Origin of the sequence: Kribbella sp. NPDC026596, from assembly GCF_040638415.1 — a bacterium.
GTDB lineage: Bacteria > Actinomycetota > Actinomycetes > Propionibacteriales > Kribbellaceae > Kribbella.
The window spans coordinates 14,854-37,623 of sequence record NZ_JBEZYF010000037.1 but is presented as its reverse complement, the minus strand read 5'-3'; the positions used below and the strand labels follow the sequence as shown (position 1 = coordinate 37,623).

Below are 22,770 nucleotides of genomic sequence, written 5' to 3'. Positions count from 1 at the left end.
AGGCACTCCTTGCCTGTGATTCAGCTGTCTGCTGGGGAGGTCTCGGCGCCCGCGTTGTACAGCCAGCACCTCGTCCAATGGCCGGGGCGCAGCTCGGTTGTGCCGGGCGCCTCGGTACGGCAGATGTCCATCGCATGTGGACATCGGGGATGGAACCGGCAACCCTCGGGCGGCCTGACCAGACTCGGTGGCTCCCCCGCGTCGAACAGGTCCAGATCGCTGCCGGCGCGATCCGGGTCGGGGGCGGACGCGAGCAAGAGCTGCGTGTAGGGATGTGCGGGCCGCTGGACGAGCTCCTCCGACGGTCCGCCCTCGATCACCCGGCCCGCGTACATGACCAGCGTCGTCGTCGCGAAGTACCGGGCGGACGCGATGTCGTGGGTGATGTACAGCATCGCCAGGCCGAGCGACTTGACCAGGCCGGCGAGCAGATTGAGGATGCCGAGCCGGATCGACACGTCGAGCATCGAGACAGGCTCGTCGGCGAGCAGGACCTTGGGCTTGGCCGCGAGCGCGCGGGCGATCGCGATTCGTTGCAGCTGGCCGCCGGAGAGTTCGTGCGGGAACTTCGCCAGGAACTGTTCCGGTGGAGTGAGGTTGACCTGTTCGAGCAGGTCGACGGTGGCAGCCCGGGCCGCCGCCCGCGTCTTCGCGTAGCCATGGACCTTCAGGGGACGCTGGAGGTGGTAGGCGATGGTGTGGATCGGATTCAGCGAGCCGAACGGATCCTGGAACACGACCTGCACACGGCGCACGTGCTCCCGGAACAGCCGGCCCCGGGTCGCCCGTACGGTCGCACCACCGATCGCGATCGTTCCACTGGTGACCGGGTAGAGACCGGCCAGCAGCCGGGCAACCGTGGACTTGCCGGAGCCCGACTCCCCGACGAGTGCGGTCACCGCTCCGGACCGGAGGATCAGCGAGACGTCGTCGACGGCGTGCACGACCTCACCGCGTCCGCGCAGCCGCTGGCCGATCCGGTGCACGGGAAAGTGCTTGACCAGTCCCCGCGCCTCCAGGGCCGGGGCGCCATCAGACCTGACCGACATCACCACTCCTCGGTTGGGTGAGCAGGCACGCGACGAGGTGACCGGCCGGTGCCGATGTGGGGGCCAACAGCAACGGCATGGTCGTCGTACACGCCGCGACGGCCTGCCCGCAGCGCGGCTGGAACGGACAGCCCGCGGAGCGCAGGCGCAGATCCGGTGGCGCACCCGGGATGCCGGTCAGGACCCGGCGCGGTCCGTGCAGGTGCGGGAACGAATGCAGCAGGCCGTCGCTGTACGGGTGCCGCGGCCTGCGGTACAGCTCCGTCGCAGCCCCGGTCTCGATCACGCGGCCGGCGTACATGATGGCGATCCGGTCGGCCACCTCGATCAAGAGCGACAGGTCGTGAGTGATGAAGATGACCGCGAACCCGAGCTGCTCGCGCAGGTTCATGATCTTGGTCAGGATCTGGCGCTGTACGACGACGTCGAGAGCTGTGGTCGGCTCATCCAGTACGAGGATGTCTGGCTCCAGTACGAGCGCCATCGCGATCAGCGCGCGTTGCCGCATACCGCCGGACAACTCGTGCGGGTACGCGCCGGCCCGGTCCACCGGCAACCCGACCATCGCCATGACCTCGACCACCCGCGCCTCGCGTTGCTGGCTGGTCATCCCGGGACGGTGCGCGGCGAGGGCGTCACCCATCTGAACTCGCAACTGCAGCACCGGATTCAGGGAGTTCAGCGCACTCTGGAAGACGATGGCCAGCTCTGCCCACCGGAAGGAGCGCAGCTCGGTGTCCGACATCTGCAGGACGTCCACCGGCTCCTCGCCCCGCGGTTGGTAGCGAATCGAACCGGCCACGACCTGGCCGGGCGGACGCAGCAGCCGGGTGATCGCGTAGGCCAGGGTGGACTTGCCCGACCCCGACTCACCGGCCACACCGAGCACCTCGCCACGACGCAGTACCAGATCCACACCATCGACGGCATGAACCGCGCTCGAGCCTTCCCCGTAGTCCACGCGCAAGCCGGCGACCTCAAGCACCACGTCCCCAGACAAAGACAGGGCCGGGACGACCTTGTGCCTAGGCGGTGTCGAGCCGGACGGACCGCGTCGGCCGGTGGTCTTGCGGGACTTGATACCCCGGACCCGGAGGCGGGGGTTCACGAACTCGTCGATGCCGAAGTTGATGAGGGCCAGCGCCATCCCGATGAGTGCGATGCACAGCCCTGGTGGCACGAACCACCACCACGCGCCCGACTGCAGCGCCTGGTTGTTCTGAGCCCAGTAGAGGATTCCGCCCCACGACCAGGTCGTGACATCGGAAAGGCCCAGGAACGCCAGACCGGCCTGCGTCAGGATGGCGAAGACGATGGTGAACAGGAAGCTCGACGCGACGATGGCGATCTCGTTCGGCAGGATCTCGAACAGGATGATGCGGGTCGGTCGCTCGCCGGTCGCCCGGGCCGCCTCGATGAAGTCGCGCCGACGGATCGACAGCGTCTGCGCCCGCAGGATCCGCGCGCCCCAGGACCAGCCGGTGAGGCTGATCACGACCGCCACCGTCAAGGAACCCCGGGTGGGCAGGTATCCGGCCAGTACGACGACCAGCGGCAGCGCCGGGATCACCAGAAACACGTTGGCGAGCGCGGACAACAGTTCGTCTGTCAGACCACCGACGTACCCGGCTGTCAGTCCAACGATGAGCGACAGCACGGTCGCCATCACGGCCGCGGTCACTCCGACGAGGAGCGACACCCTCGTCCCGACCAGCACCTGGGCGAGGATGTCCTGACCGGTCTGGGTGGTTCCGAACCAGTGCGCGCCGGACGGCGGCTGGAGGATGTCGTTGGACAGCGCGGACGGATCGGTCCGGTACAGCATCGGGCCGACGGCGCCGGCGACGACGAACATGCCGAAGATGACCAGTCCGGTCATCGTTTTCGCCGAGCGCAGCCCGGAGAACCGGGATCGCCCAGAAGTCTTCGAACTCTGCAGCGTGGCCGGCTCCGGCCCGGCTTCGGCTACCGCCTGAACAGCCATCTACGCCTCCACCCGGGTCCGCGGATCCAGCCAGACATAGACCAGATCGGCCAGGAAGTTCGCCAGCAGGACGACGAAGGTGATGATCAGGAAGATGCCCTGCATCAGCGGGAAGTCCTCGTTGATCACGGCCTGGTACAAGGTGTTGCCGATGCCCGGATACGAGAAGACGATCTCGGTCAGCACCGCACCGCCCACGACGAAGCCCAGCGACATCGTGAACGTCGCGACCGACGGCAGGATGGCGTTGCGCGCCGCGTAGTTGAGCATCACCCGGCGCGGCGGCAGTCCCTTCGCCTCTGCCAGGACGACGTAGTCGTCCGACATGGTCGTCACCATCATGTTCCGCATCGGGATCAGCCATCCGGCCACCGACGCGACGACGATCGTCAGCCCCGGCAGTACGGCGTGCCTGACCGCGCTGGACAGGAACGCCCAGGAGAAGTCCACCGACAACCAGGACGAGTACCCGCCGGCGAGCGGGAACCAGCGCAGCTCGCCGCTGAGGACGAACAGCACGATCAGGCCGAACCAGAAGTACGGGATCGACGAGAAGAACGTGGTGACCGGCAGCAAATGGTCCCACCGCGAGCCCCGCCGCCAGCCGGCCACGATCCCCAGCAAGGTCCCGATGACGAAGCTGACAACCGTCGCGATGCCGACCAGGACGATCGTCCAGAGCAGGCTGTCCAGGATCACCGTGGAGACCGGGGTCGGAAAGAAGGTGAACGACAGCCCGAAATCGCCCTTGCTCAGGTCGACCAGGTACGTGCGGTACTGCACATCGACTCGTCACCGAGGCCGAACATCGCGGTCAGCGCTTCGGTGGCCCGTGGGTCCAGCCGGCCCCGGAAACGGGACAGCAGCGCCTGGACCGGGTCGCCGGGCATCAGGCGGGGAATCAAGAAGTTCAGCGTGAGCGCTGCCCACGCCGTGACGAGGTAAAAGGCGAAGCGCCGGGCCAGATAACGCACTCGATCCTCCTGCCATCGTCGCTATGTTCGGTAGCTTAACAAACTCCCAGAGACCAGCACAAGGTTCTGGCGGCTGTCAGTGCACGGTCAGGATGTCGTCGATCGCCCGCAGCTCCGACCGGTCGGGCTGCCACCCGGCGGCCAGTACGTTCGCGCGCAACTGATCAGGTGTACTCGCGCCGGCGATGACGGAACCGACGCTGGGCTGAGCGGCCAGCCAGCCGATCGCCAGCTCGAGCAACGTGCGGCCGTTCTCCTGTCCCCACTGGGTCAGCCGGGCGACCTGATCGAGGCGCAGCTCGGTGACCAGATGACTGCGGTCGGCGATCCGGGTGCCGTCGGGCAGCGGCTCACCGCAGCGGACCTTCCCGGTCAGCATGCCTTCCGCGAGTGGGTAGTAGGGCAACACACCGATGCCGTAGTGCTCGGCGGCCGGCACGAGCTCGGCCTCGACGTCCCGAACAAGCAGCGACCAGTTGTTCTGCGCCGAGACGAACGGCGTCAGCCCGTTCTCGCGCGCGAGATGGTCGGCCTCGGCGAGCTGCCAGCCGGCGAAGTTCGAGTGGCCGAGATACCGAACCTTGCCCTCGACAACGAGTTCGTGCAGTGCCGCCAGCGTCTCCAGGATCGGCGTCGCCGGATCGGGCATGTGGATCTGATAGAGGTCGAGGTAGTCCGTGCGCAACCGGCGCAACGACCCCTCGACGGCACGCCGGATGTAGGCGCGGCCACCCTTCGCACCGGCCGCCGGACCGAGGCCCATATCGACCCCCGGATGGCCGAACTTCGTGGCCAGCACAACCTGGTCCCGCCGACCCGCCAGCACCTCCCCCAGCACGCGTTCAGAGCCACCATCGGGACCGTAGATGTCGGCGGTGTCGAACAGCGTGATGCCAAGCTCGATCGCCGCGTCCACCACGGATCGGGTGGCGTCGGCGTCCATCCGGCTGCCGAAGTTGAGGCAGCCGAGACCGACCACCGAGACGAGCTGACCGGATCGTCCGAGTGCCCGATAGTCCATGGTCAGTACGGGTAGTGCGCGGGGCCGCCGGCAACGGTCGTCCAGCGGCGCTCGGTGAATTCGTCAAGGTTGGAGTCGCCACCGGCGCGCCCACCGAGCCCCGACCGCCCGATCCCGCCGAACGGTGCCAGCGCCTCGTCCTGAGGTGTCGCGTCGTTGATGTGCACCATTCCCGCGGACAGGTTCCGGGCGATCGCGAGGCCACGCGCCAGGTCCGCGGTCAGCACGGAGTCGACCAGTCCGTATCCGGTGTCGTTCGCGACCTCCAGCGCTTCCGCATCGCTGTCGACCACCAGTACAGGCGCGATCGGCGCGAAGATCTCCTCGTTCCACAGCCGCATCCGCGGTGTCACGTCGACCACCACGGTCGGTCGGAAGAACGGCACCTCGTCCGAGCCGCCGGTCACGATCCGGGCTCCCCCGGCGATCGCCTCGTCGAGCATTTCCTGCGCCCTGGCCTGTTGCCTGGCATTGATCATGGGTCCCAGCCCGACCATCCCGTTGAGCGGGTCGCCGACGGTGATTGCCGCAGCCCGTGCGGACAGGCCGGCGACGTACGCATCGGCGATCTCCCGCCGCACGATGTGGCGGCCGGCGGTGATGCAGGTCTGTCCCTGGTAATGGAAGCTCGACCACGCCCCGATCATCGTCGCCTGCTCGAGGTCCGCGTCGTCCAGGACGATCAGCGCGTTGTTGCCGCCGAGCTCCAGGGACACCTTCTTCAGCAGGCCTCCGGCGACAGCGGCGATCTCGCGTCCGACCTTGGTCGATCCGGTGAAGTGGACCATCGCGATCCCGGGATGTTCGACCAGCCGTCGACCGGTTTTCTCCTGCCCTGGCACGACATTCAGGATCCCCGCCGGGACGCCGGCCGCGGCGAACAGCTCCGCGATCGCAAGCCCACCGCTGATCGGCGTCTCCGGCGACGGCTTGAGTACGACGGTGTTGCCGAGCGCGAGCGCCGGGGCGATCACTCGCATGCCCAGCACCAAGGGAAAGTTCCATGGGGTGATCACGCCGACCACCCCGATCGGGACACGTTCCGACAACGAGAGCCTGCCGGCGTGGTTCGAGGCGAGCACCTCACCCACAGGCCGGGATGCCAGCCCGGCCGCCTCCATCAGCTCGCTCGTAGCGGCGCCGATCTCGTAGTCCGCCTTGCCCGCGATACAGCCGGTCTCACGGATCAGGAGTTCACGCAGGAACGGCGCACGCTCAGCCAGTACGGCGGCCACCTGCCGCAGCACGGCCGCGCGTTCGGCGTAGGTCCGCTGCGCCCAGGCACCCTGCGCGACGGTGGCCGACTCGACGGCGTCGTCCACGTCCGACAGGTCGGCGAGTCCGGCCGTCGCGAACACCTCGTTCGACGCTTTGTCACGGACGTCGATCCCGGCGTTGCCGGTCGGCCGCCGGAACTGCCCGTCCACGAACACGCTCTGCTGCCACGGTTGGTCCTGGATCTTCACGTGCTTCTCCGCATCTCCGCGCTCCGAGCCCGCGGTGTGCCGTCAGTGGTCGTCGCCCGGGGCGATCGATCGGATCAGCGCGACTGCCTTGGCGATACCGTCGGCGTCGTCGTACAGCGGATCTCCCTGCTCGATGCACAGGTCGCCGGTGTAGCCGACCTCCACCACGCTGGCCACGAAGTCCGTCCAGAAGTCGGCGCCGTGGCCGAAGCCGACGGTGCGATGCACCCACGGCTTCTCCGTCCAGTCCGCGCCGGGAGCCGGATTGAGGACGCCGACCTCGGCGAGGTTCTGCGTCCTGAGTTGACTGTCGTTCAGGTGAACGCGATGCACGGCAGAGCCGAGATATCGCACCGCACCCGGTACGTCGATCTGCTGCCAGAACAAGTGACTCGGGTCGACCAACGCTCCGACTGCCGGGCCAACGGCGTCACGGAGCCGGAGCAGCGTGCGTGGATTGAAGACAACACTGCCCGGATACAACTCGAGGGCGACCCGTACGTCGTGATCGGCACAGAACGCCGCGGCTCGCTCCCAGTACGGCAGGACTCGCTCGGACCACTGCCAGTCCAGAATCCGCGCGAAATCGTCCAGCGCCAGGATGGAGATCCAGTTGGGAAAGCGCGCCTGCTCCGAGTCACCCGGACAGCCGGCGAACTCCGTGACTGTGGGCACACCAAGCAGCGCGGCGAGCTCAACCGTCTTGCTGAACAGGTTCTGCTGACGCAGGGCTCGCCCGGAATCGGGATGCAACGGGTTGCCGTAGCAACCGAACGCGCTGATCTCCAAGCCGGGTGCCTCGATCCGGGACTGCAGCTCCTTGCGCTGCCGCCCGTCGGCGAGGAGATCATCCAGCCGGTACTCGAAGGCGACGTACTCGCCGAACGTCCCGACCTCGAGACACCGCACTTCGTGCCGGGCCAGGAAGCTCAGCGCGTCGTCGAGCGCCCAACCGCGCAGACAGTCCAGGAACACTCCGGTTTTCATCACGATCCTCCAGACCGTCAGTGTTCGGTAGCTTAACAAACTGCCGTGCCCGCAGCAACAGCCGATAGTTGCGTTAATATGGGCGCAGTGCGTGACGACGTTCGATGTCAGGAGCCTGTTGTGAACCCAGCGCCGACGCCCCCGAGCCGACTGGACCTGCCGGACAGCTCTCGCGGTGTGCTGCGGCGGTTGGCGACGCACGGACCGGCGACCCGGCCCCAACTGGCCCAGGCGCTCGGACTGTCGCGTCCGACGATGTCCGCGGTCATGCCCGAGCTGATGGACCTCGATCTGGTCGGTAGCAGTGGCTCCTCGCGCGGCGCGACCGGTCGCAGCGCGGTGCTGTACTCCCTGGCGGCCGGCGCCGGGCACGTCCTCGGTGTCGAGATCGGCGCGACGCGGGCCCGGGTAGTCGCCCACTCCCTGGACGGCGAGCAGATCGCCGCCCGGGAGGAGCGCGTCTCGGCCCGCCGGCGCAACGTCACCGACGCGGCGGTGTCCGCCACGATGGAGCTGTGCGAGAAGGTGCTCGCCGAGGTGGGCGACGATCACGGCCCGCTGCGCGACGTCGTCGTGGCCGCGCCGACCAAGCCGAGCACCACGCCGTCGAGTGACAGCGTCAGCGGGCTGCAACCCGACGGCGTCGAGCAGCTCGCCGACGACCTGCCGGTGCCCGCCGATGTGCCGGTCATCGTGGAGAACAACGTCAACTGTGCCGCCATCGCCGAGCACCGCCTCGGTGCCGCTCAGAACCAGGACACGTTCGTCTATCTGCAGGTGGGCGTGAAGATCGGGCTCGGCATCGTGATCGACGGCAAGCTGATGCACGGCGCGCACGGTGCGTCCGGCGAGGTGGCGATGATGCCGTTCCCCTGGTCGCCGGGTGAGCAGCCGGCCCGCGCCGGCCTCGAGGAGTACCTCGGGTCCGAGGCCCTGATGGCCCGGTGCGCCTCCAGCTGGAACGCCGGCAGCGGTCCGGTGCCGAAGGACGCGGAGGCACTGTTCCAGGCCGCGGCCCGAGGCCAGTCCACCGCGCGCAAGCTCGTCGATCAGCACGCCACCGACATCGGCCGCCTTGCGGTGGGCGTGATGAGCGTCCTCGACCCCGGCCTGGTCGTGCTCGGCGGTGGAGTCGGCCAGAACCAGCTGCTCCTTCCCGGGGTCCGGCGGGCGACGACCTCGCTCGCCTGGGACACCGAGATCACCGTCGGCGCCCTGGGTGAGCACGCCACAGTCCTCGGGGCCGTTCACCTCGCCATCACCCGGGCTCTGGATCGCTTGACCTGACGTGGTCATGGCAGTGCCCAGAGCTGGGCGCCGGCACATCCAGCGTCGGGTTGCGATCGAAGAAGCCAGCCGGCCGGAGCGTGAATCCGCAGCGTTCGACTGGCATGACCGGCCAGTCCTCAGTGCGCGGGAAGTGCGTGGCACCGAAGGTGTGCCACACCACGACGTCCCTGCCGTCGATGTCCCGGTCGGCCGTGACATAGCTGGGTAGGCCGGCACCACCCGGGTGCTGATTGACGTAATCGCCCGCGGGATACCTTTCGTCCGCGTCGTACTGAGTGACCCAGAGATGCGTGGTGGCGAACCCGGCACGTCGGCGCAGCGTCGACGAGTCGGCCGCGAGCAGCGGCGGCGCCGGCTGAGGATGCAGGACGTACGCCGTCGGCCCGCCAAGCCTGTTGTTCCGCTCCGTGCTGACAATGCGCCACACCCGGCCGCGGTCCGTGTCGGCCATCCGCGTCGCGTCGACCTCGTTCGTCAGCCGCGTGATCGTCCGGGTGAGGGCGTTGCCGTAGGGATTGCCAGGCCCGATCGGCAGGCCTTGGACATCGACCTCCTCGACCGCGTTGCTGATCCCGTCGACCATCACGTCCAGCCGTACGCCGAACAGGTGCTGATGGGCCGGCGCACCGAGTCCGGGAGCGACCTCGGCGGCGTACGGGCACCCGCCCGGGCCGGCGTCCGCCGGATAGCTGGAAGTCCAGATGACCCCGGTGAGTTTCACCTCGAACTCGATGGTGCCGTCGAGGTACAGGTACCAGTAGTAGCCGTAGTCGTAGTTGCCGACGGTGGTGAAGAACGAGATCACCAGCCGGCGCTGGCGGCGGGTCTGCGACGAGCCGTTGAAGATGTCGGTGTGCTTCCAGAGGATGCCGACGTCTTCCTCATGGATGCAGATCGCGTTGCGGATGGTCCGGGGACGCCCGTGGTCGTCGGCGACCGTCGCGGCCAGGTACGCGATCTCGCCCAGGCAGTCGCAACCGAGTTCGAGCGAGTTGGCGAACTTCCCGGTCAGGTACTCGCCGTTGTCGAAGTAGGTCTGGAAATAGCGCGCCGGGCCTGGATCGCCGTACGGGACCACCATCTCGGGCACCGAAGCACGATAGATCACCGGCCGGCGGCGACCAGCGTCGTCGATGCTGAGCTGATGCAGCGACAGCCCTTCGCGGGCGTCGAAGCCGATCCGCAGCGACCAGTTCTGCCACTCCAGCAGGTGCCCGTCCAGACGAAAGCTCGGTCCGTCCGGCTGGGTGATCTCGATCGGCCGCAAGGTCGACCGTGGCGGGCCACTCACCGCGGGGTCGTTGTAGTCCCCGGAATCGCGCGGCACCGGCAGGTCGGCCTCGTCGATCACCTGGAACACGCGCCCTTCGATCAGATCGACGTACGCCGCCAGTCCGTCGATCGGATGTGCCCACGCCAGGTCGGACTCGTGGTCCTGGACGAAAGCGAGCACCCGGACGATCCGCCGGCCCTCTTCGCCGGCGTGCCCGTACCAACCGGCCGTCAGCGGGCACACCCGGACCGATGCCAGGTCGGTCACGCCGCGCCGCAGGACCGCCTCCTGCCACTGCGGATCCGCGTGCACGATCTCGTCCACCCGCGTGAAATCCTCGTCGAGGATCGGGAACTGTCCGTCGCGTTCGGGATCCACCGAGCGCTGCCTGATCACTTCGCTCCGGCTGACCGACACCACCACGTCGGCTAGTTCCCCGGTCGCGACGTCGATCAGGAACACCCGTACTCTGCGGTCCACCGAGGTGCCGTCGTACGACAGGACGTCCTGCTTCGGCGGCTCCTCGAGCCCCGCGTAGGCGAACCGGGTGCTCGGTCTCAGCAGGCCGGCCCGATCCAGCACCTCACGTGCCGCCAGGTACTCATCGGCCGTGACCGGGTCGAGCGGATGGATGCTCGCCATTGCTTCTCCTCGCCTACGTGTGTGCCGGCACCTTGGTGTCGTCCTGGTGATGGAGGAACCCGTCGATCGCCAGCCCACGGACGCGGGCCATCTCGCCGGCCAGCAACTGCACCGGGAGGATCTCCAGCACCGCGCGGGACATCGTCGGCGCCTGCGGCACCGTCAGCACGACGAGGTTCCGTTCCTGATCCACCGGTGCCGGTGTCACCAGCACGGTCGGAATCCCTGCCTGGGCCAGATACCGGGCCAGCGATACCTCGCGACCGTCCCCGATCAACAGACAGGCGTTCGCGGACGTGAGCGGCTCCATCGGACCGTGCAGGTACTGGTAGGTCTCATAGGTGGCGGTGCAGATCCTCGTCGACTCCCGCAACAACAGCGCCGCCTCGGCAGCCGCCGCATAGGACCCCGCCGCACCGATCACATCGATCGAGCTGGCCCGGGCGAAGACGTCCGCTGCCTCCGCGGCCGCCGGAGCCAGGCGCTGCAGCGTCTGCGAAGCCAACTCGGGTAACCGATGCCAGTCGTCACCGTCATCCCGGCCGACCAACGCATCAGCCAACAGCCCGCACGCCTGCACTGTGGTGGTGTAGCCCACGGTGTAGACGCGGCTGTCCTCCCCCGCGTCCAGAGCCACGACCGCATCGACGTGCGCCGCCAGCGGACCGTCCGGCACATTCGTCAGCCCTAGCCGGACACCGGCCGGAACCAGGTCCGCGGCCTCGATCGTCTCCCGGCTACGACCGCCTTCGGAGATGAAGAGATACGAATCGGCCGGGCCTGCAACCAAACCTGAGCGCGCGAGGGCAACGACGTCCGATCCCGCCAGGTTCACCGCACGCCGCCCGTCCCGCGCGAGCCGGAACACCAAAGCATGACCGGCGTGACTGCTCGCTCCCATCGACACGACGCCGAACGTTCCCTGCCGCCAGCTATCCAGGTCGAGCTCGGTCAGCCGCGTGTGTACGGCGACGGCCGACCGCTCCAACGCCACCGGCTGTCCGGCGACCGCGTCGTAATAGTCCATCGGTGTCCCTTCAGTGCTGCGGGTTCGAACTCTCTGTAACGCCGTCCGCCAGGGCGAGCGCGCCGAAAACCGGTGCACGATCGAGGACCTGGACCGTGACGTCCGGGTGGCGTACACCGAGGACCGTCCGGAACGAGTCATGGAGCCGCTCCTGCCCCAGGAGCACGCTGCCTCCAGCGACGACCTGTCCGGCCGCGACGCCGCGGTGGATCAGCCGGTCGACGAGCTCCGCCAACTGCAGCCCCGCCTCACGGATGACCCGTACGGCGAGAACCGAGCCCTCATCAGCGGCGTGGAAAATCTCGATCGCGCGCTCACCGAGCCACGCGGCCGAGGTCGACGTCGTCACCGCCATCGCCAACTGCGCGCCGTCGACGGCGTCGAACACGGCGAGGAGCCGTCGGCCGAGGGGATCGATCGCCTCACCCCGGTCCAAGTCGCCGAGCACCGCGCGAGCCGCTTCACGGACCAGCCCGGCAGCTCCGCCTTCGTCACCGAGCACCCAGCCCCAGCCGCCTGCGGTGATCAACCGGCCGTCCATCCGGGCGACCGCGATCGAACCAGTACCCGCTATCAGCCCGATGCCGTCGCGGCCGGCCGCAGCCGGCACGAGCAGTTCCGCATCGTTGACCACCAGGACACCGCCGGAGAAGTACTGGCGCAACGCGGTCGCGAACTCGTCGCACTGCTCAGTGCTGTCGCAGCCGTGCGCTCCGACAACCAGTGGGAGTTGCCGCGCTTCGTCACCGAGCCACTCACGCACCAGGCCGTGCAGGGCGATCGCATTGTCGTCGAGGGAGTGCGTTCGCCAGGACGGAGTGCTCAGGGTCCACTCCTTGATGACATTCCCGCCGTACCCGAGCGCCAGGTGGGTCTTGGTACCGCCGACGTCGATGCCGACAACCTCCCGCGGGCGGGCCGAGGCAGCTACCATCGTTCGATCACCGAACCCTCGATTGGCACTCAACAGAGAAACGGCCCCACCACGGTCGCGCGCTGCCGTGCATTTCCTGGAGAATCATTCGCTATGTTCGGTAGCTTAACAAACTTAGAAGCGGGTTGCTAGATTCGGATGATCATGGGCGGCGAGACGAATCGGCACGGGCACACGCATCGGCTGGACCTCGACGATGCGTCGGTGCGGGAGTGGGAAGCGACGGTGGTCGGCGTCGATCCGGAGCGCGGGATCGTGCTCGATCGATCGGCCTTCTATCCAGGCGGTGGCGGGCAGCCGCCGGATCAGGGCGTGTTGTTGTGGGGCGGGGTGCGGACCCGGATCGCCGGGACGGTCAAGGGTGACGATCTCTACCTGGTGCCGGAGGAAGGTGATCCGGTGCCGCCGGCCGGCACCGCCGTCCGCGGTGCGTTGGACGACGAACGCCGTACGGCGTTGATGCGGACGCACTCCGGTCTGCACGTGCTGACCGGGGTGGTGTTCCGTGACTTCGGCGCGCTGGTGACGGGCGGGAACATGGAGCCGCTCACCGCCCGGATGGACTTCGATCTCGCCGAGGTGCCGCCCGACTTCAAGGATCGGGTGGCCGAGGCGGTGAACGCGGAGATCCGGACCGATCGCCGGATCACCGTGAGCAATCTGCCGCGGGACGAGGCGTTCGCGATCCCGGACATCATCCGCACCGCCACGAACCTGCTGCCACCCGATATCGAGGTCGTCCGCATCGTCGACATCGCCGGCCTGGACACCCAGGCCGACGGCGGTACGCACGTCGCCTCGACGGCCCTGATCGGCCGGATGGACGTGGTCAAGATGGAGAGCAAGGGTCGGGGCTTCCGCCGCCTCCGGGTCCGTCTGAGCTGACGGTCAGCTCAGGAGCGTGACTTGTTCTTGAGTTCGGCCTCCTGCCGGCGGACCTCGGCCTCGGTGGCGCGCTCGCGCTCCAGCCAGTCGGGGTTCTCCGTCCGGATCTCCTCGATCTCGTCGGTGGTCAGCGCCTCGGTGATGCCCGCCCGGGCCAGGCCGCTGATCGACACGCCCAGCCGCGCCGCCACGACCGACCGCGGGTGCGGACCGGTCCGCCGGAGCTCGCGCAGCCACTCGGGCGGGTCGGACTGCAGCGCGTTCAGCTCGTCGCGCGACACCATGCCCGCCTGGAACTCCTCCGGAGTCGCCTGGAGGTACACGTCCAGCTTCTTCGCCGCCGTCGCGGGCTTCATGGTCTGGGGAGTCTTGCGCGCCGTCATGGGAGCAGCGTAACGCCCGGTAACCTGACAGGCGTGACCGGACAACGCTCCTTCCGGCTGGGCTACGTGCCCGGCGTGACACCCGCCAAGTGGGTGCGGATCTGGAGCGAGCGGTTGCCCCGGGTCCCACTGGAGCTGATCCAGGTCACCGCCGCCGACGCACCCGCCTTGATCCGTGCCGGCCAGGCCGACGCCGCCCTGCTCCGCCTGCCGATCGACCGCGACGGCCTGCACGCCATTCCGCTGTACGTCGAGCAGACGGTCGTCGTGATCCCGAAGGATCATGTGGTCACGGCGGCCGACGAGGTCACGACCGAGGATCTCGCCGACGAGCTCATGCTGCACCCACAGGACGACGTACTCGACTGGGATCGCCCACCGGGACGGGTGATCGACGAGCGACCGGGCAGCACCGCCGACGCGGTCGCTTTGGTTGCCATGGGCACCGGGTTGCTCGTCGTACCGCAGTCGCTGGCGCGGCTGCACCACCGCAAGGACCTCACCTACCGGCCGCTCACCGACGCCCCGGAGTCGCAGGTCGCGCTGACCTGGCCGGAAGGCGAGCCGTCGGAGCTGATGGAGCAGTTCATCGGCATCGTCCGCGGCCGGACGGTGAACAGCACTCGCGGACCGGCTGAGAAGCCGGCCAAGACGACCCCCGAGAAGGCGACCAAGAAGACCCCGAACAAGAGTCAGCCGAAGTCGGGGAAGCAGGCTCCCGGCGGCGGGCGGCGGAAGCCTTCGCGCCGGCGCTAGTATTCGGTTGAGTCTTCAACTATTATGGCGGCATGGCGATCTTCCGGTTGAATCACGCGGTGCTGTACGTGCGCGACGTGGCCGAGAGCGTGGCGTTCTACCGTGACGTGCTCGGCTTCGGTTACACCGAGGGCGGCGATGCGCTGCAAGGCGCCGCGTTCCTCCGGGCCCCGGGGTCGACCAACGACCATGACCTCGGGCTGTTCCAGATCGGGTCGCAGGCCGGGCCATCCGGCGCCGGCCGGTCGACGGTCGGGCTCTACCACCTGGCCTGGGAGGTGGACACGCTCGGCGACCTCGAGGATCTCGCGACGACGCTGAGCGAGCACAGCGCGCTGGTCGGGGCGTCGGACCACGGGACGACGAAGTCGCTGTACGGCAAGGACCCGAACGGACTCGAGTTCGAGATCGTCTGGATCATTCCGGCCGACCTGCTCACCGACGACGACCGGCAGAAGGCCGGCGTCAGCCGGCTGGACCTGGCCGCGGAGGTCGCCAAGTACGGCCGCGACGCCCGCAGCGGCGTCGGCATCTCCCGCATCCTCGGCTGAAACCAGCCTTCACTCGGCTGAACCAGCCTTCAACGGGTCAGATGCTCTGCGATCCGGAGTGAGCCCGCCAGAACAGTCAGTACCGGGTTCACTCCGCCGTTCGTCACGTGCACCGAGGCATCGGCGATCCACACGTTGTCGTGTCCCCACACGCGCCCGTACGGATCGGTGACCGACCGCGCTGGATCATCACCCATCCGGCACGTCCCCGCCTGGTGCTGACCAGCACTGGCTCGGCCTAGCGTGCCGACCGCACCAACGGCAGTTCGCACCGCACCGGCCTCCTCCAGCCACTGCCGGGCCTTCGCGCTCATGAAGCCGTGCGCCCGCACATCCTCGGGATGAATCGACCCGCTGATCACGACCACCGGGTTCCCGAAGCGGTCGACGACCCTGGGATCGACTCGTACGCGCGACTCCGCCGATGACACCTCCTGGATCGGCCCGACCACCCGCAGCATCCGCCGCGCCTCACGCCGCATCGCCGCCTTCCCGGCCGCACCGGCCGGCGGGATCAGGCCCGCCCCTGCCAGATAGTCGTACGTCGCAGCCGGCGTCGGCACGAACTCGTTGGCCAGCATCCCGCCACCGATGATCCCGTCGTTGCCGTGCCGGAAGTCGCACGTCGCGATCGACACCCCGGGCCCGACCAGGTCCATCACTTCGTCGTCGAACAGCCCGACCGCCCCGGCGTACACATGGGCCTGTAGGTGCCGGCCCACCTGGTCCTGGTTGTTGCCGAGGCCGTTCGGCTCGCCGTCGTGGGAGCTGTTCAGCAGCAGCCGCGGTGTCTCGGAGGCACCCGCGGCGACCACTACCTCCGCGCAGTCCACGGTCCGCCGCCAGACGCCGCCGTACCCGTCGTCGGCCACTAGTGCGACACCAGTGACCCGGCCGGACTGGTCGGTGACCAGGCGCTCGGCCGTTGTCTCGGTGACCAGCGTGCAGCGGCCAGTAGCGAGTGCGGCCGGCAGTGCGGTGTTGTGGGTGCCCGACTTCGCCTCAACCGGGCAGGCGAAGCCGACACACTGGCCGCACCGGACACAACCGGCCCGACCCTGATAGTCGACCGAGTTGATCAGCAGCGGTACGTCGAGCGTCCCCCACCCCAGCCGGTCCGCGGCGGCAGCGAGCCGATCAGCCGGACCGGTCCGCGGCATGGGCGGCATCGGCAGCGGGATCGACCGTGGCTCGTGCCAGGGGTCCACTCCGCCACCGCTGACCCCGAAGCGCTGTTCGGCCAACGAGTAGTACGGCTCCAAGTCGTTGTACGTGATCGGCCAGTCGGACAAGGCGCTCCCCTCGGGTACGCCGTACGTCGTGGCCATCGTGAAGTCACGGGGAACGAACCGCCACGCCTGAGCGCCGTACACCCGCGTACCGCCGCCGACCGTGAAGGCGTTGTTGCCCCAGCCACCATCCGGCGGCAGAACCCGAGCCGGTACGCCGTCAACCACAGCGACCCGTGGACGTCCCTGCGGATCGGGGTCGGTCACGGCCGGCAGCCCAGCCACCGACCGCGGGTTCCGAAGATGGTCGTGCGTCAGCGACGCCGTGGTCGGATAGCGGCCCAGCTCCACCACCAGCACCGATCGCCCGGACTCGGCCAGCACCTGCGCGGCCGCTCCCCCGCCCGCACCGGAGCCGATGACGACGCAGTCGTACCGATCCGCCAACGCCGAGCGCGGAGTGATGGTCAGCTCGGTCTGAACGGTCTCGAAGTCACCGGTCTGCCAGCCGATCACCGCCCAAGCCCGCGCATCCGCGTAGTACCCCTGCAGCACGAGCCGAACGAGCCATGCTCCATCGGCGTCCGCCAGCACCGCGTCGAGGTCCGGCTCCGGTCCGGCGACCTCCAGCGCCCGCTCCACGCGCTCCAACCAGTCCGGCCGGTCGAGCGTCAGTACCCGCTCGACGAACGCCACCGCTCCGACCTCGGCCGCCGACGGAAACTCATCCGCCGGTACGGCGACCTCCGCCAGCCGCCCGAGCACCATCCGCTGCTGTTCAGACAAGATCACGCCCCAAGCCAACCAGAAAGCTACCGTTGGCCCGTGAGCGACCTCTTCGATCTCCCGCGCTCGCGGGCGATGTGAGTGACGCCGCCGTCGCGCAGCAGCTCGTGGACCAGGCCGTGCCAGCTACACCGCGACCTGACTCTGTACTTGCCGGTCCATTTTCTCCGAGCAATGCTCGACGCATGGCACTTGATGACTATTACCTGCTCGGGCGGTCGGGGCTGCGGGTCAGCCGGCTGGCGCTGGGCACGATGAATTTCGGGACGTCGGGCTTCCACGCGCCGTACGGGAAGACCGAGGACGAGGCGCGGGCCATCTTCCGTGCGTACGTCGATGCCGGAGGCAACTTCCTCGACACGGCCGACTTCTACACCGCCGGCGAGAGCGAGACGATCCTCGGCAAGCTGATCGCGGAGGCCGGGATCCGCGAGCGGATGGTGCTCACGACCAAGGCGACCAACAGCGTCGACCCCGGCGACCCGAACGCGGGTGGCAACGGCCGCAAGCACCTGATCCGCGCGCTCGACGCCTCACTGCGCCGACTCGGCACGGACTACGTCGACGTCTTCCTCCTGCACACCTGGGACCGGATCACGCCGGTCGAGGAGGTCCTGCACACGCTCGACGACCTCACTCGAGCCGGCAAGATCCGGTACGCCGGACTGTCCGACGTCCCCGCCTGGTACGCCGCTCGCGCCCAGACCCTCGCGGACACACAGTCGCTGACGCCGATGGTCAACCTGCAACTGCCGTACTCACTCGTCGAGCGGACGATCGAGACCGAGCACGTCACGGTCGGACAGGAGCTAGGGCTCGGCATCACGGCCTGGAGTCCGCTCGGCAGTGGGTTCCTGACCGGGAAGTACCGGCGGGACGACGTACAGGGTGTGACGGGCGACGGGCGTCTCACCGGCGACGGCGCACCCGTGCGGAGCTGGAGCGATCGGCACTGGGACCTGTTGAAGACCGTGGAGTCCGTTGCGGACAAGCTCGGCGTGACGATGGCCCAGGTCGCCATCAACTGGGTTGCGACTCAGCCTGCTATCGCGTCTGCCATCGTCGGCGCGAGCCGGCCTGAGCAACTGCAGTCCAGCATCAAGGCTCTCGACTTCGAGCTGCCGATCGAGCTGCGGACTGCACTCGACGAGGCCAGCGCCGTACCGCCGGAGTCGGTGTATCGCATGTTCACGCCGGAGTACCAGGGCTGGTTGGTCAACGCGGGTGCGAAGGTCGCCGACAAGCCCGCCGGCCATCGGCCGCCCGTGCTCAATTGGAGCTAGCGCGCAGGTAGTCCAGGCACAGATCCAGGGCGTACTCGAGATGCTGAGCCGAGCCGCTGGACATCAGGATGGCGACGCCACCCTGGATCGCGGCAATCAGCGCCGCGGACGCGCGGGCGGGATCCACGTCGGAACGGATCTCGCCCGCGGCCTTCATCTCCTCGATGCCGGCCTGGATCCGGTGCTGCCACTGGGCCAGCAGCTTGGCGGTGACCGCCTGCGCCGCCGGGGTGTGCCGGCCGATCTCGGTGATCAGCACGCCGAGCGGACAGTTCACGCCCTGGCGCCGGTACTTCTCGACGACGACGTCACGCCACTCCCGCCACGCATCCCACGTCGTCAACTGCCCGAGCTGCGGCTGCTGATCCTCGAGGACCCGGTCGGCCTCACGCTCGGCCACCGCCAACAGCAACTGTTCTTTCCCGTCGGGGAAGTAGTGGAACAACTGACTCTTCCCGGTCCGGCTCCGCCGCCCGACGTCGTCCAACGTCACCAAGCTGATCCCGCGCTCCCGAATCTCGGCCGCCGCCGCATCGATGATCCGCCCCCGCGTCGCCACACCCTTCGCCGTCAGCACGCGACAACTGTACCCACCGGTTCAATCAGTGACTGGATGCGGACGGTATGGCGCCTCCAGTTCGGAGCGTTCTTCAGGGGTCAGGGTGAGGGCGGTGGCGGCGATTGCGTCGTCGATGTGGTGCGTTTTGGTGGCTCCGACGATGGGAGCGGTGACGCCGGGGGCGGCCATCAGCCAGGCCAGGGCGATCTGTGCGGGCGGGACACCACGGCGGGCGGCGAGGGCCCGGACGGCTTCCACGACCGCGAGGTCGTTCTCGCCGTACAGGTCACCGGCGACCGGATCCGTGCCGGATCTCGCCGTACCTTGGTCGCGAGCACGTAGTCCTCGCGCCGCCCGAAGAACTTCCCGAGCAGCCGCCCGGTGAGCTCTTCCCCGGTCCCCTTGGAGTAGGCGTCGGCGGTGTCGAACAACGTCACGCCGGCCTCGACCGCGCGCCGGACGATCGGCTCCGCGGCGTCCTCGCCCAGATGCCACTCCCCGCGCCCCACCGGTGCCGAACGTCATCATCCCCAGGCAGATCCGCGAGACCCGCAGACCGGTCGCCCCGAGCCGCACCTGCTCCATCGCTCAGCGCCGCCCCTCGTTCACCTCGGCGAGCTTGCCGAAGACCCGCTTCGGCGTCAGCCGGCCGTCGTCCCCGACCGCGACCAGCCCGTACGACGACAGGTCGAGATCGTGCCGTGGATCGTCCGGGCGGTGCCTCAGCTCGTAGCCGGCGAAGCTGAACCAGAACGCCGCCGCCAGCTCGATCCGCTCGAACTCCTCGACGAGTTCCAGCAGGTACTCCACTTGTTCCTCCTCGTCGCGCTCGTAGGATCCGTTGATCGCCGGCGGATCGACGGAGCGGTCAACGATCATCCAGCCCGATCCGCCGCGATCGGCCGCGCCCTTGTAGGCACAGCAGCCGAACTCGGTGACCGCCACCGGCTTGCCCCACTTCAGCCGGTCCTGCAGCTCGTCGCGGAAGGTCGCCGCGCTGGCGGCGTCGCGATAGGCGTCGACGCTGACGATGTCGAACAGCTCCCAGTTCACGTCCTCCCACATCCCGGCGGCGTAGGTGATCCGGCCGGCGAACACTTCACGGGCGGCCGTGACCAGTTGCTGCTGGACGTCACCCCAGCGCGAGAGTCCGGCGTACAACTCGGCCATCTTCGCCTGGTCGGTCCAGGTGGCCGGATCGGCCATCGTCGCGAGCCGCTCCCCCGACGTCTCACCAGGCACGAAGCCCTTGCAGAACACCGAGAGCTCGCAGCCGAGCACCAGTACGACGTCACCGCGGCCGGACTGCCGCAGCTTCTCCGCCCGCGCGCCACAGCCGGCCAGGAAGGCGATGAAGTCGTCGGGCTCGAGGTCCATCGGCATCGGGGAGAACCACAGGTCGAGCCCGGCTGCCAAGGCTGCCTGTCGGAGATCGCCGAGGCCGCCGATGTGGCCCGGCCGACTGTGTTCGCGCACTTCGCGCGCAAGGAAGACCTCCTCTTCGACCGCTACCCGGAGGCGGAAGCCCTGGTCGTTGCCGCAATCAACGACCGCCCGGCCGGCACGTCCGCGGTCGCCGCCCTGTCCACGCTCCTGATCGACCTGGCCGACCAAGGCCATCCGTTGTCCGCGATGCGCGCCCAGTTCACCCGTTTCTGGGAGGTGGTCGCCGAGTCCCGCGCCCTGCAGTCCCGTGCACGCGAACTCCTCGACCACCTCGAGCAGGCGATCGCCACCGCAATGGATCGCACCGACGTCCCCGACGCACCGCTCAGCGCGGCCCTCACCGTTGCGGCGTACCGCACCGTCCATCTGGAGTCGGTACGGCGCATCCTCGCGGGCGACGACGCCGACAAGGTCGCCGCCGATCACCGCCGGCGGATCAGCAGCGCACTCGCCCGGGTGGACTACGCCAGATAGCGGGCGATCGTACGGGCGCAGTCGATGGACTCGGCGTGGGCGCTGTCGACCTCGACGTCGTACGTCACGCCCTCGTGGACGATCAGCGCCTGCTTCTCGGCCATGCCGACGGCGCGGTCGCCCCGGGCGAGCTCGCGGCCCGCCACGACCTCGGGTGCGCAGCGAACGCCGACCCACAAGGTCTCGACGTCACCGATCGCATCGCGCCACCGTTGCTGCGAACCGCCGCCGCCGAGGAAGACGTCGTCGATGATCACCCGCCCACCGGCCCGGCACATCGCGATGATCCCGGTCCTCCAGGCGGCTTCCAACTCCATGAAGGCAGGCCCGACCGACACCTCGCCATCCGGCCCGATCTCGAGCCCGCCCGCCGATCCGTCCATCGCCGCCGGCATCGCGTCGACGAAGTCGTCCACGCCGAACGCCAGCCACGGCTCGGCCAGCACCGCCTGCAGGCAGCGCACGATCCCCGTCTTCCCGGAGCTGGAACCGCCGTTGATGATGATCAGTCGAGCCGTCACGGCTGCAAGGCTAGTTGTTCGTCCGTGGTCTCCTCGACGGGTTTGTTCTGGCGGCGCGCCAGCCCGAGGAACGGCAGCGCGAGCAGCTGGATGACGGCTGTCAGCAGGTACGCCGGGCCGTAGCCCCAGAGGTCGGCCGAGCGGCCGAGGGTCGGCTGGATGACGACGCCGCCGGCGGAGGCGAGCAGGTTGTCGGACGACAGGACCGTCGCTCGCTGGGCGGACGGGATGTGGCTGTTGAGGTACGCCTGGCGCACCGGGGTCATCGCGGCGAACATCGTGCCCCAGACCATCAGCAGACCAAGGGCGACCCAGAACGACGTCACCACGCCGATCAGCGCGACCACGGCACCGGAGGTACCGATCGCCACGACCAGGATCAGGATCCGGTCCCGGAAGATACGGGCCACGTACGACGCTGAGGCGCCACCCGCGATCTGAGCACCGGCGACGATCCCCGCGGACAGACCGGCGATCGCATAGGAGTCGGCGTGTCCGTAGAGCTCGAGCAGATACGGCTGTGCGGCGTAGAAGCCGTACACGCTGGCCCCGGCTGTGAACGGACCAGCGATCATCAGCCAGCGGACGGGCGGATTCAGCAGCCCGTGCCGCAACGAGGCCCGCAGGATCCCGCCCATCTCGGACCGCACCGAGACCCGCGGCTTCGGCGTGAAGCCGATATCCCGCATCGCCCGCCACGCCACCGCGAAGGTGACCGCGAGCAGGACTGCGCGAGCGACGTACGGAACACCGAGGTTGCTCACCTGCGCGAGCAGCCCGCCGCCGACCGAGCCGGCCATCATCGCGATCCCGCTCGCCATCTGCCCCTTGGCGAACGCGTCGTCGAGCGACCCGCGGTAGCCGGTCGCGTGCAGCCCGTCCACCAGCCACGCCTCGGTCGCACCGCTGAAGAACGTGAACCCGAGCCCGAGCAGCATCGACACCACCGCCCACGGCACGAACGACGCGTGCGTCTGCCACAACACCAGGTAGAGCAGCGTCGACCCGAACAACGTGGCCGTCCCGAGCAGGTACGACGTACGCCGGCCGACCGTGTCCGCGACGACGCCGGTCGGGACCTCGAACAGCACCATGCCCACGGTGAAGAACGCGTTGGCGGCGAACGCCTGGCCGATGGTCAGACCCGCGTCCAGCAGGAACAGCGTGTTGATGCCCCAGATCATCGACGACGCACCCGTCGACACCACGACCAGCGTGATGTAGGTCCGCAGTACCCGCTCCGGTGTCAT

General features: G+C 68.6%; 24 protein-coding genes. 6 read left to right on the top strand and 18 right to left on the bottom strand.

Features of this window, described 5'->3' with window-relative positions:
• Positions 1 to 20: 20 nt before the first annotated feature.
• The 7 genes from AB0E63_RS27565 to AB0E63_RS27535 form a co-directional block, all read right to left on the bottom strand.
• Positions 21 to 1,049 carry an ABC transporter ATP-binding protein gene (locus AB0E63_RS27565; protein ID WP_360372252.1) on the bottom strand — a complete coding sequence of 343 codons (1,029 nt, stop codon included), beginning with the start codon at positions 1,047 to 1,049 and terminating at the stop codon, positions 21 to 23.
• On the bottom strand, positions 1,033 to 3,033 hold the full coding sequence (locus tag AB0E63_RS27560; RefSeq protein WP_360372250.1) for a dipeptide/oligopeptide/nickel ABC transporter permease/ATP-binding protein: 2,001 nt from the start codon (positions 3,031 to 3,033) through the stop codon (positions 1,033 to 1,035). The genes AB0E63_RS27565 and AB0E63_RS27560 overlap by 17 nt, the downstream gene beginning before the upstream one ends.
• The gene (locus tag AB0E63_RS27555) at positions 3,034 to 3,816 is read right to left on the bottom strand and encodes an ABC transporter permease (RefSeq protein ID WP_360372247.1); all 783 of its coding nucleotides are present in this window, start codon (positions 3,814 to 3,816) and stop codon (positions 3,034 to 3,036) included. It abuts the gene before it with no gap.
• Complete coding sequence (locus AB0E63_RS27550) at positions 3,786 to 4,007, bottom strand: hypothetical protein (RefSeq protein ID WP_360372244.1); 222 nt, start codon at positions 4,005 to 4,007, stop codon at positions 3,786 to 3,788. The genes AB0E63_RS27555 and AB0E63_RS27550 overlap by 31 nt, the downstream gene beginning before the upstream one ends.
• Before the next feature lie 76 nt (positions 4,008 to 4,083).
• Positions 4,084 to 5,028, bottom strand: a complete 945-nt coding sequence (locus AB0E63_RS27545; RefSeq protein ID WP_360372241.1) for an aldo/keto reductase — start codon at positions 5,026 to 5,028, stop codon at positions 4,084 to 4,086.
• A gap of 2 nt (positions 5,029 to 5,030) precedes the next feature.
• Positions 5,031 to 6,494 (bottom strand): aldehyde dehydrogenase family protein, encoded by a 1,464-nt coding sequence (locus AB0E63_RS27540; RefSeq protein ID WP_360372238.1) that lies wholly within the window; start codon positions 6,492 to 6,494, stop codon positions 5,031 to 5,033.
• A gap of 42 nt (positions 6,495 to 6,536) precedes the next feature.
• On the bottom strand, positions 6,537 to 7,481 hold the full coding sequence (locus tag AB0E63_RS27535; RefSeq protein ID WP_360372235.1) for a sugar phosphate isomerase/epimerase: 945 nt from the start codon (positions 7,479 to 7,481) through the stop codon (positions 6,537 to 6,539).
• A 120-nt stretch (positions 7,482 to 7,601) separates the two neighbouring features.
• Between AB0E63_RS27535 and AB0E63_RS27530 the strand changes: the two genes are divergently transcribed.
• Positions 7,602 to 8,768: an ROK family transcriptional regulator gene (locus AB0E63_RS27530; protein WP_360372232.1), complete on the top strand. Its 1,167-nt coding sequence runs from the start codon at positions 7,602 to 7,604 to the stop codon at positions 8,766 to 8,768.
• Here the strand turns inward: AB0E63_RS27530 and AB0E63_RS27525 are convergent.
• Genes AB0E63_RS27525 through AB0E63_RS27515 form a run of 3 tightly spaced genes read right to left on the bottom strand, consistent with a single transcriptional unit; the run spans position 8,740 to position 12,647 of the window.
• Positions 8,740 to 10,686 (bottom strand): primary-amine oxidase, encoded by a 1,947-nt coding sequence (locus AB0E63_RS27525; protein ID WP_360372229.1) that lies wholly within the window; start codon positions 10,684 to 10,686, stop codon positions 8,740 to 8,742. The two genes, AB0E63_RS27530 and AB0E63_RS27525, sit on opposite strands and share 29 nt — an antisense overlap.
• Positions 10,687 to 10,699: 13 nt before the next feature.
• Entirely contained in the window at positions 10,700 to 11,713 is a 1,014-nt protein-coding gene (locus AB0E63_RS27520; RefSeq protein WP_360372226.1) for an SIS domain-containing protein, read from the bottom strand.
• A 10-nt stretch (positions 11,714 to 11,723) separates the two neighbouring features.
• Complete coding sequence (locus AB0E63_RS27515) at positions 11,724 to 12,647, bottom strand: BadF/BadG/BcrA/BcrD ATPase family protein (RefSeq protein ID WP_360372223.1); 924 nt, start codon at positions 12,645 to 12,647, stop codon at positions 11,724 to 11,726.
• 144 nt (positions 12,648 to 12,791) lie between these two features.
• Here AB0E63_RS27515 and AB0E63_RS27510 point away from each other — a divergent pair, with 144 nt between their 5' ends.
• Complete coding sequence (locus AB0E63_RS27510; RefSeq protein WP_360372220.1) at positions 12,792 to 13,532, top strand: alanyl-tRNA editing protein; 741 nt, start codon at positions 12,792 to 12,794, stop codon at positions 13,530 to 13,532.
• A gap of 8 nt (positions 13,533 to 13,540) precedes the next feature.
• Here AB0E63_RS27510 and AB0E63_RS27505 read toward each other — a convergent pair whose 3' ends face one another.
• Entirely contained in the window at positions 13,541 to 13,915 is a 375-nt protein-coding gene (locus AB0E63_RS27505; protein WP_360372217.1) for a DUF5997 family protein, read from the bottom strand.
• 33 nt (positions 13,916 to 13,948) lie between these two features.
• Here AB0E63_RS27505 and AB0E63_RS27500 point away from each other — a divergent pair, with 33 nt between their 5' ends.
• Positions 13,949 to 14,671 carry a LysR family substrate-binding domain-containing protein gene (locus AB0E63_RS27500; protein WP_360372214.1) on the top strand — a complete coding sequence of 241 codons (723 nt, stop codon included), beginning with the start codon at positions 13,949 to 13,951 and terminating at the stop codon, positions 14,669 to 14,671.
• A 32-nt stretch (positions 14,672 to 14,703) separates the two neighbouring features.
• Positions 14,704 to 15,222, top strand: coding sequence for a VOC family protein (locus AB0E63_RS27495; protein ID WP_360372211.1), 519 nt, complete (start codon positions 14,704 to 14,706; stop codon positions 15,220 to 15,222).
• Positions 15,223 to 15,251: 29 nt separating this feature from the next.
• On the opposite strand, the gene AB0E63_RS27490 is transcribed toward AB0E63_RS27495, so the two are convergent.
• Positions 15,252 to 17,243: a GMC oxidoreductase gene (locus AB0E63_RS27490; protein ID WP_360372208.1), complete on the bottom strand. Its 1,992-nt coding sequence runs from the start codon at positions 17,241 to 17,243 to the stop codon at positions 15,252 to 15,254.
• A 179-nt stretch (positions 17,244 to 17,422) separates the two neighbouring features.
• Here AB0E63_RS27490 and AB0E63_RS27485 point away from each other — a divergent pair, with 179 nt between their 5' ends.
• The gene (locus AB0E63_RS27485; protein WP_360372205.1) at positions 17,423 to 18,520 is read left to right on the top strand and encodes an aldo/keto reductase; all 1,098 of its coding nucleotides are present in this window, start codon (positions 17,423 to 17,425) and stop codon (positions 18,518 to 18,520) included.
• On the opposite strand, the gene AB0E63_RS27480 is transcribed toward AB0E63_RS27485, so the two are convergent.
• From AB0E63_RS27480 to AB0E63_RS27465, 4 genes are all read right to left on the bottom strand, one after another.
• Positions 18,507 to 19,097: a TetR/AcrR family transcriptional regulator gene (locus AB0E63_RS27480; protein ID WP_360372202.1), complete on the bottom strand. Its 591-nt coding sequence runs from the start codon at positions 19,095 to 19,097 to the stop codon at positions 18,507 to 18,509. The genes AB0E63_RS27485 and AB0E63_RS27480 overlap by 14 nt on opposite strands.
• Before the next feature lie 21 nt (positions 19,098 to 19,118).
• The gene (locus tag AB0E63_RS27475) at positions 19,119 to 19,337 is read right to left on the bottom strand and encodes an aldo/keto reductase (protein ID WP_360372199.1); all 219 of its coding nucleotides are present in this window, start codon (positions 19,335 to 19,337) and stop codon (positions 19,119 to 19,121) included.
• Complete coding sequence (locus tag AB0E63_RS27470; RefSeq protein WP_360372196.1) at positions 19,268 to 19,588, bottom strand: aldo/keto reductase; 321 nt, start codon at positions 19,586 to 19,588, stop codon at positions 19,268 to 19,270. The genes AB0E63_RS27475 and AB0E63_RS27470 overlap by 70 nt, the downstream gene beginning before the upstream one ends.
• Before the next feature lie 79 nt (positions 19,589 to 19,667).
• A complete protein-coding gene (locus AB0E63_RS27465; RefSeq protein WP_360372347.1) occupies positions 19,668 to 20,462 on the bottom strand; it encodes a hypothetical protein in 795 nt (264 codons plus the stop codon).
• Between AB0E63_RS27465 and AB0E63_RS27460 the strand changes: the two genes are divergently transcribed.
• A complete protein-coding gene (locus AB0E63_RS27460) occupies positions 20,385 to 20,999 on the top strand; it encodes a TetR family transcriptional regulator (RefSeq protein WP_360372341.1) in 615 nt (204 codons plus the stop codon). The genes AB0E63_RS27465 and AB0E63_RS27460 overlap by 78 nt on opposite strands.
• On the opposite strand, the gene cpt is transcribed toward AB0E63_RS27460, so the two are convergent.
• Positions 20,987 to 21,520, bottom strand: coding sequence for a chloramphenicol phosphotransferase CPT (gene cpt, locus AB0E63_RS27455; RefSeq protein ID WP_360372193.1), 534 nt, complete (start codon positions 21,518 to 21,520; stop codon positions 20,987 to 20,989). The two genes, AB0E63_RS27460 and cpt, sit on opposite strands and share 13 nt — an antisense overlap.
• Positions 21,517 to 22,770 (bottom strand): MFS transporter, encoded by a 1,254-nt coding sequence (locus tag AB0E63_RS27450; protein ID WP_360372190.1) that lies wholly within the window; start codon positions 22,768 to 22,770, stop codon positions 21,517 to 21,519. Before AB0E63_RS27450 ends, cpt begins: the two co-directional genes overlap by 4 nt.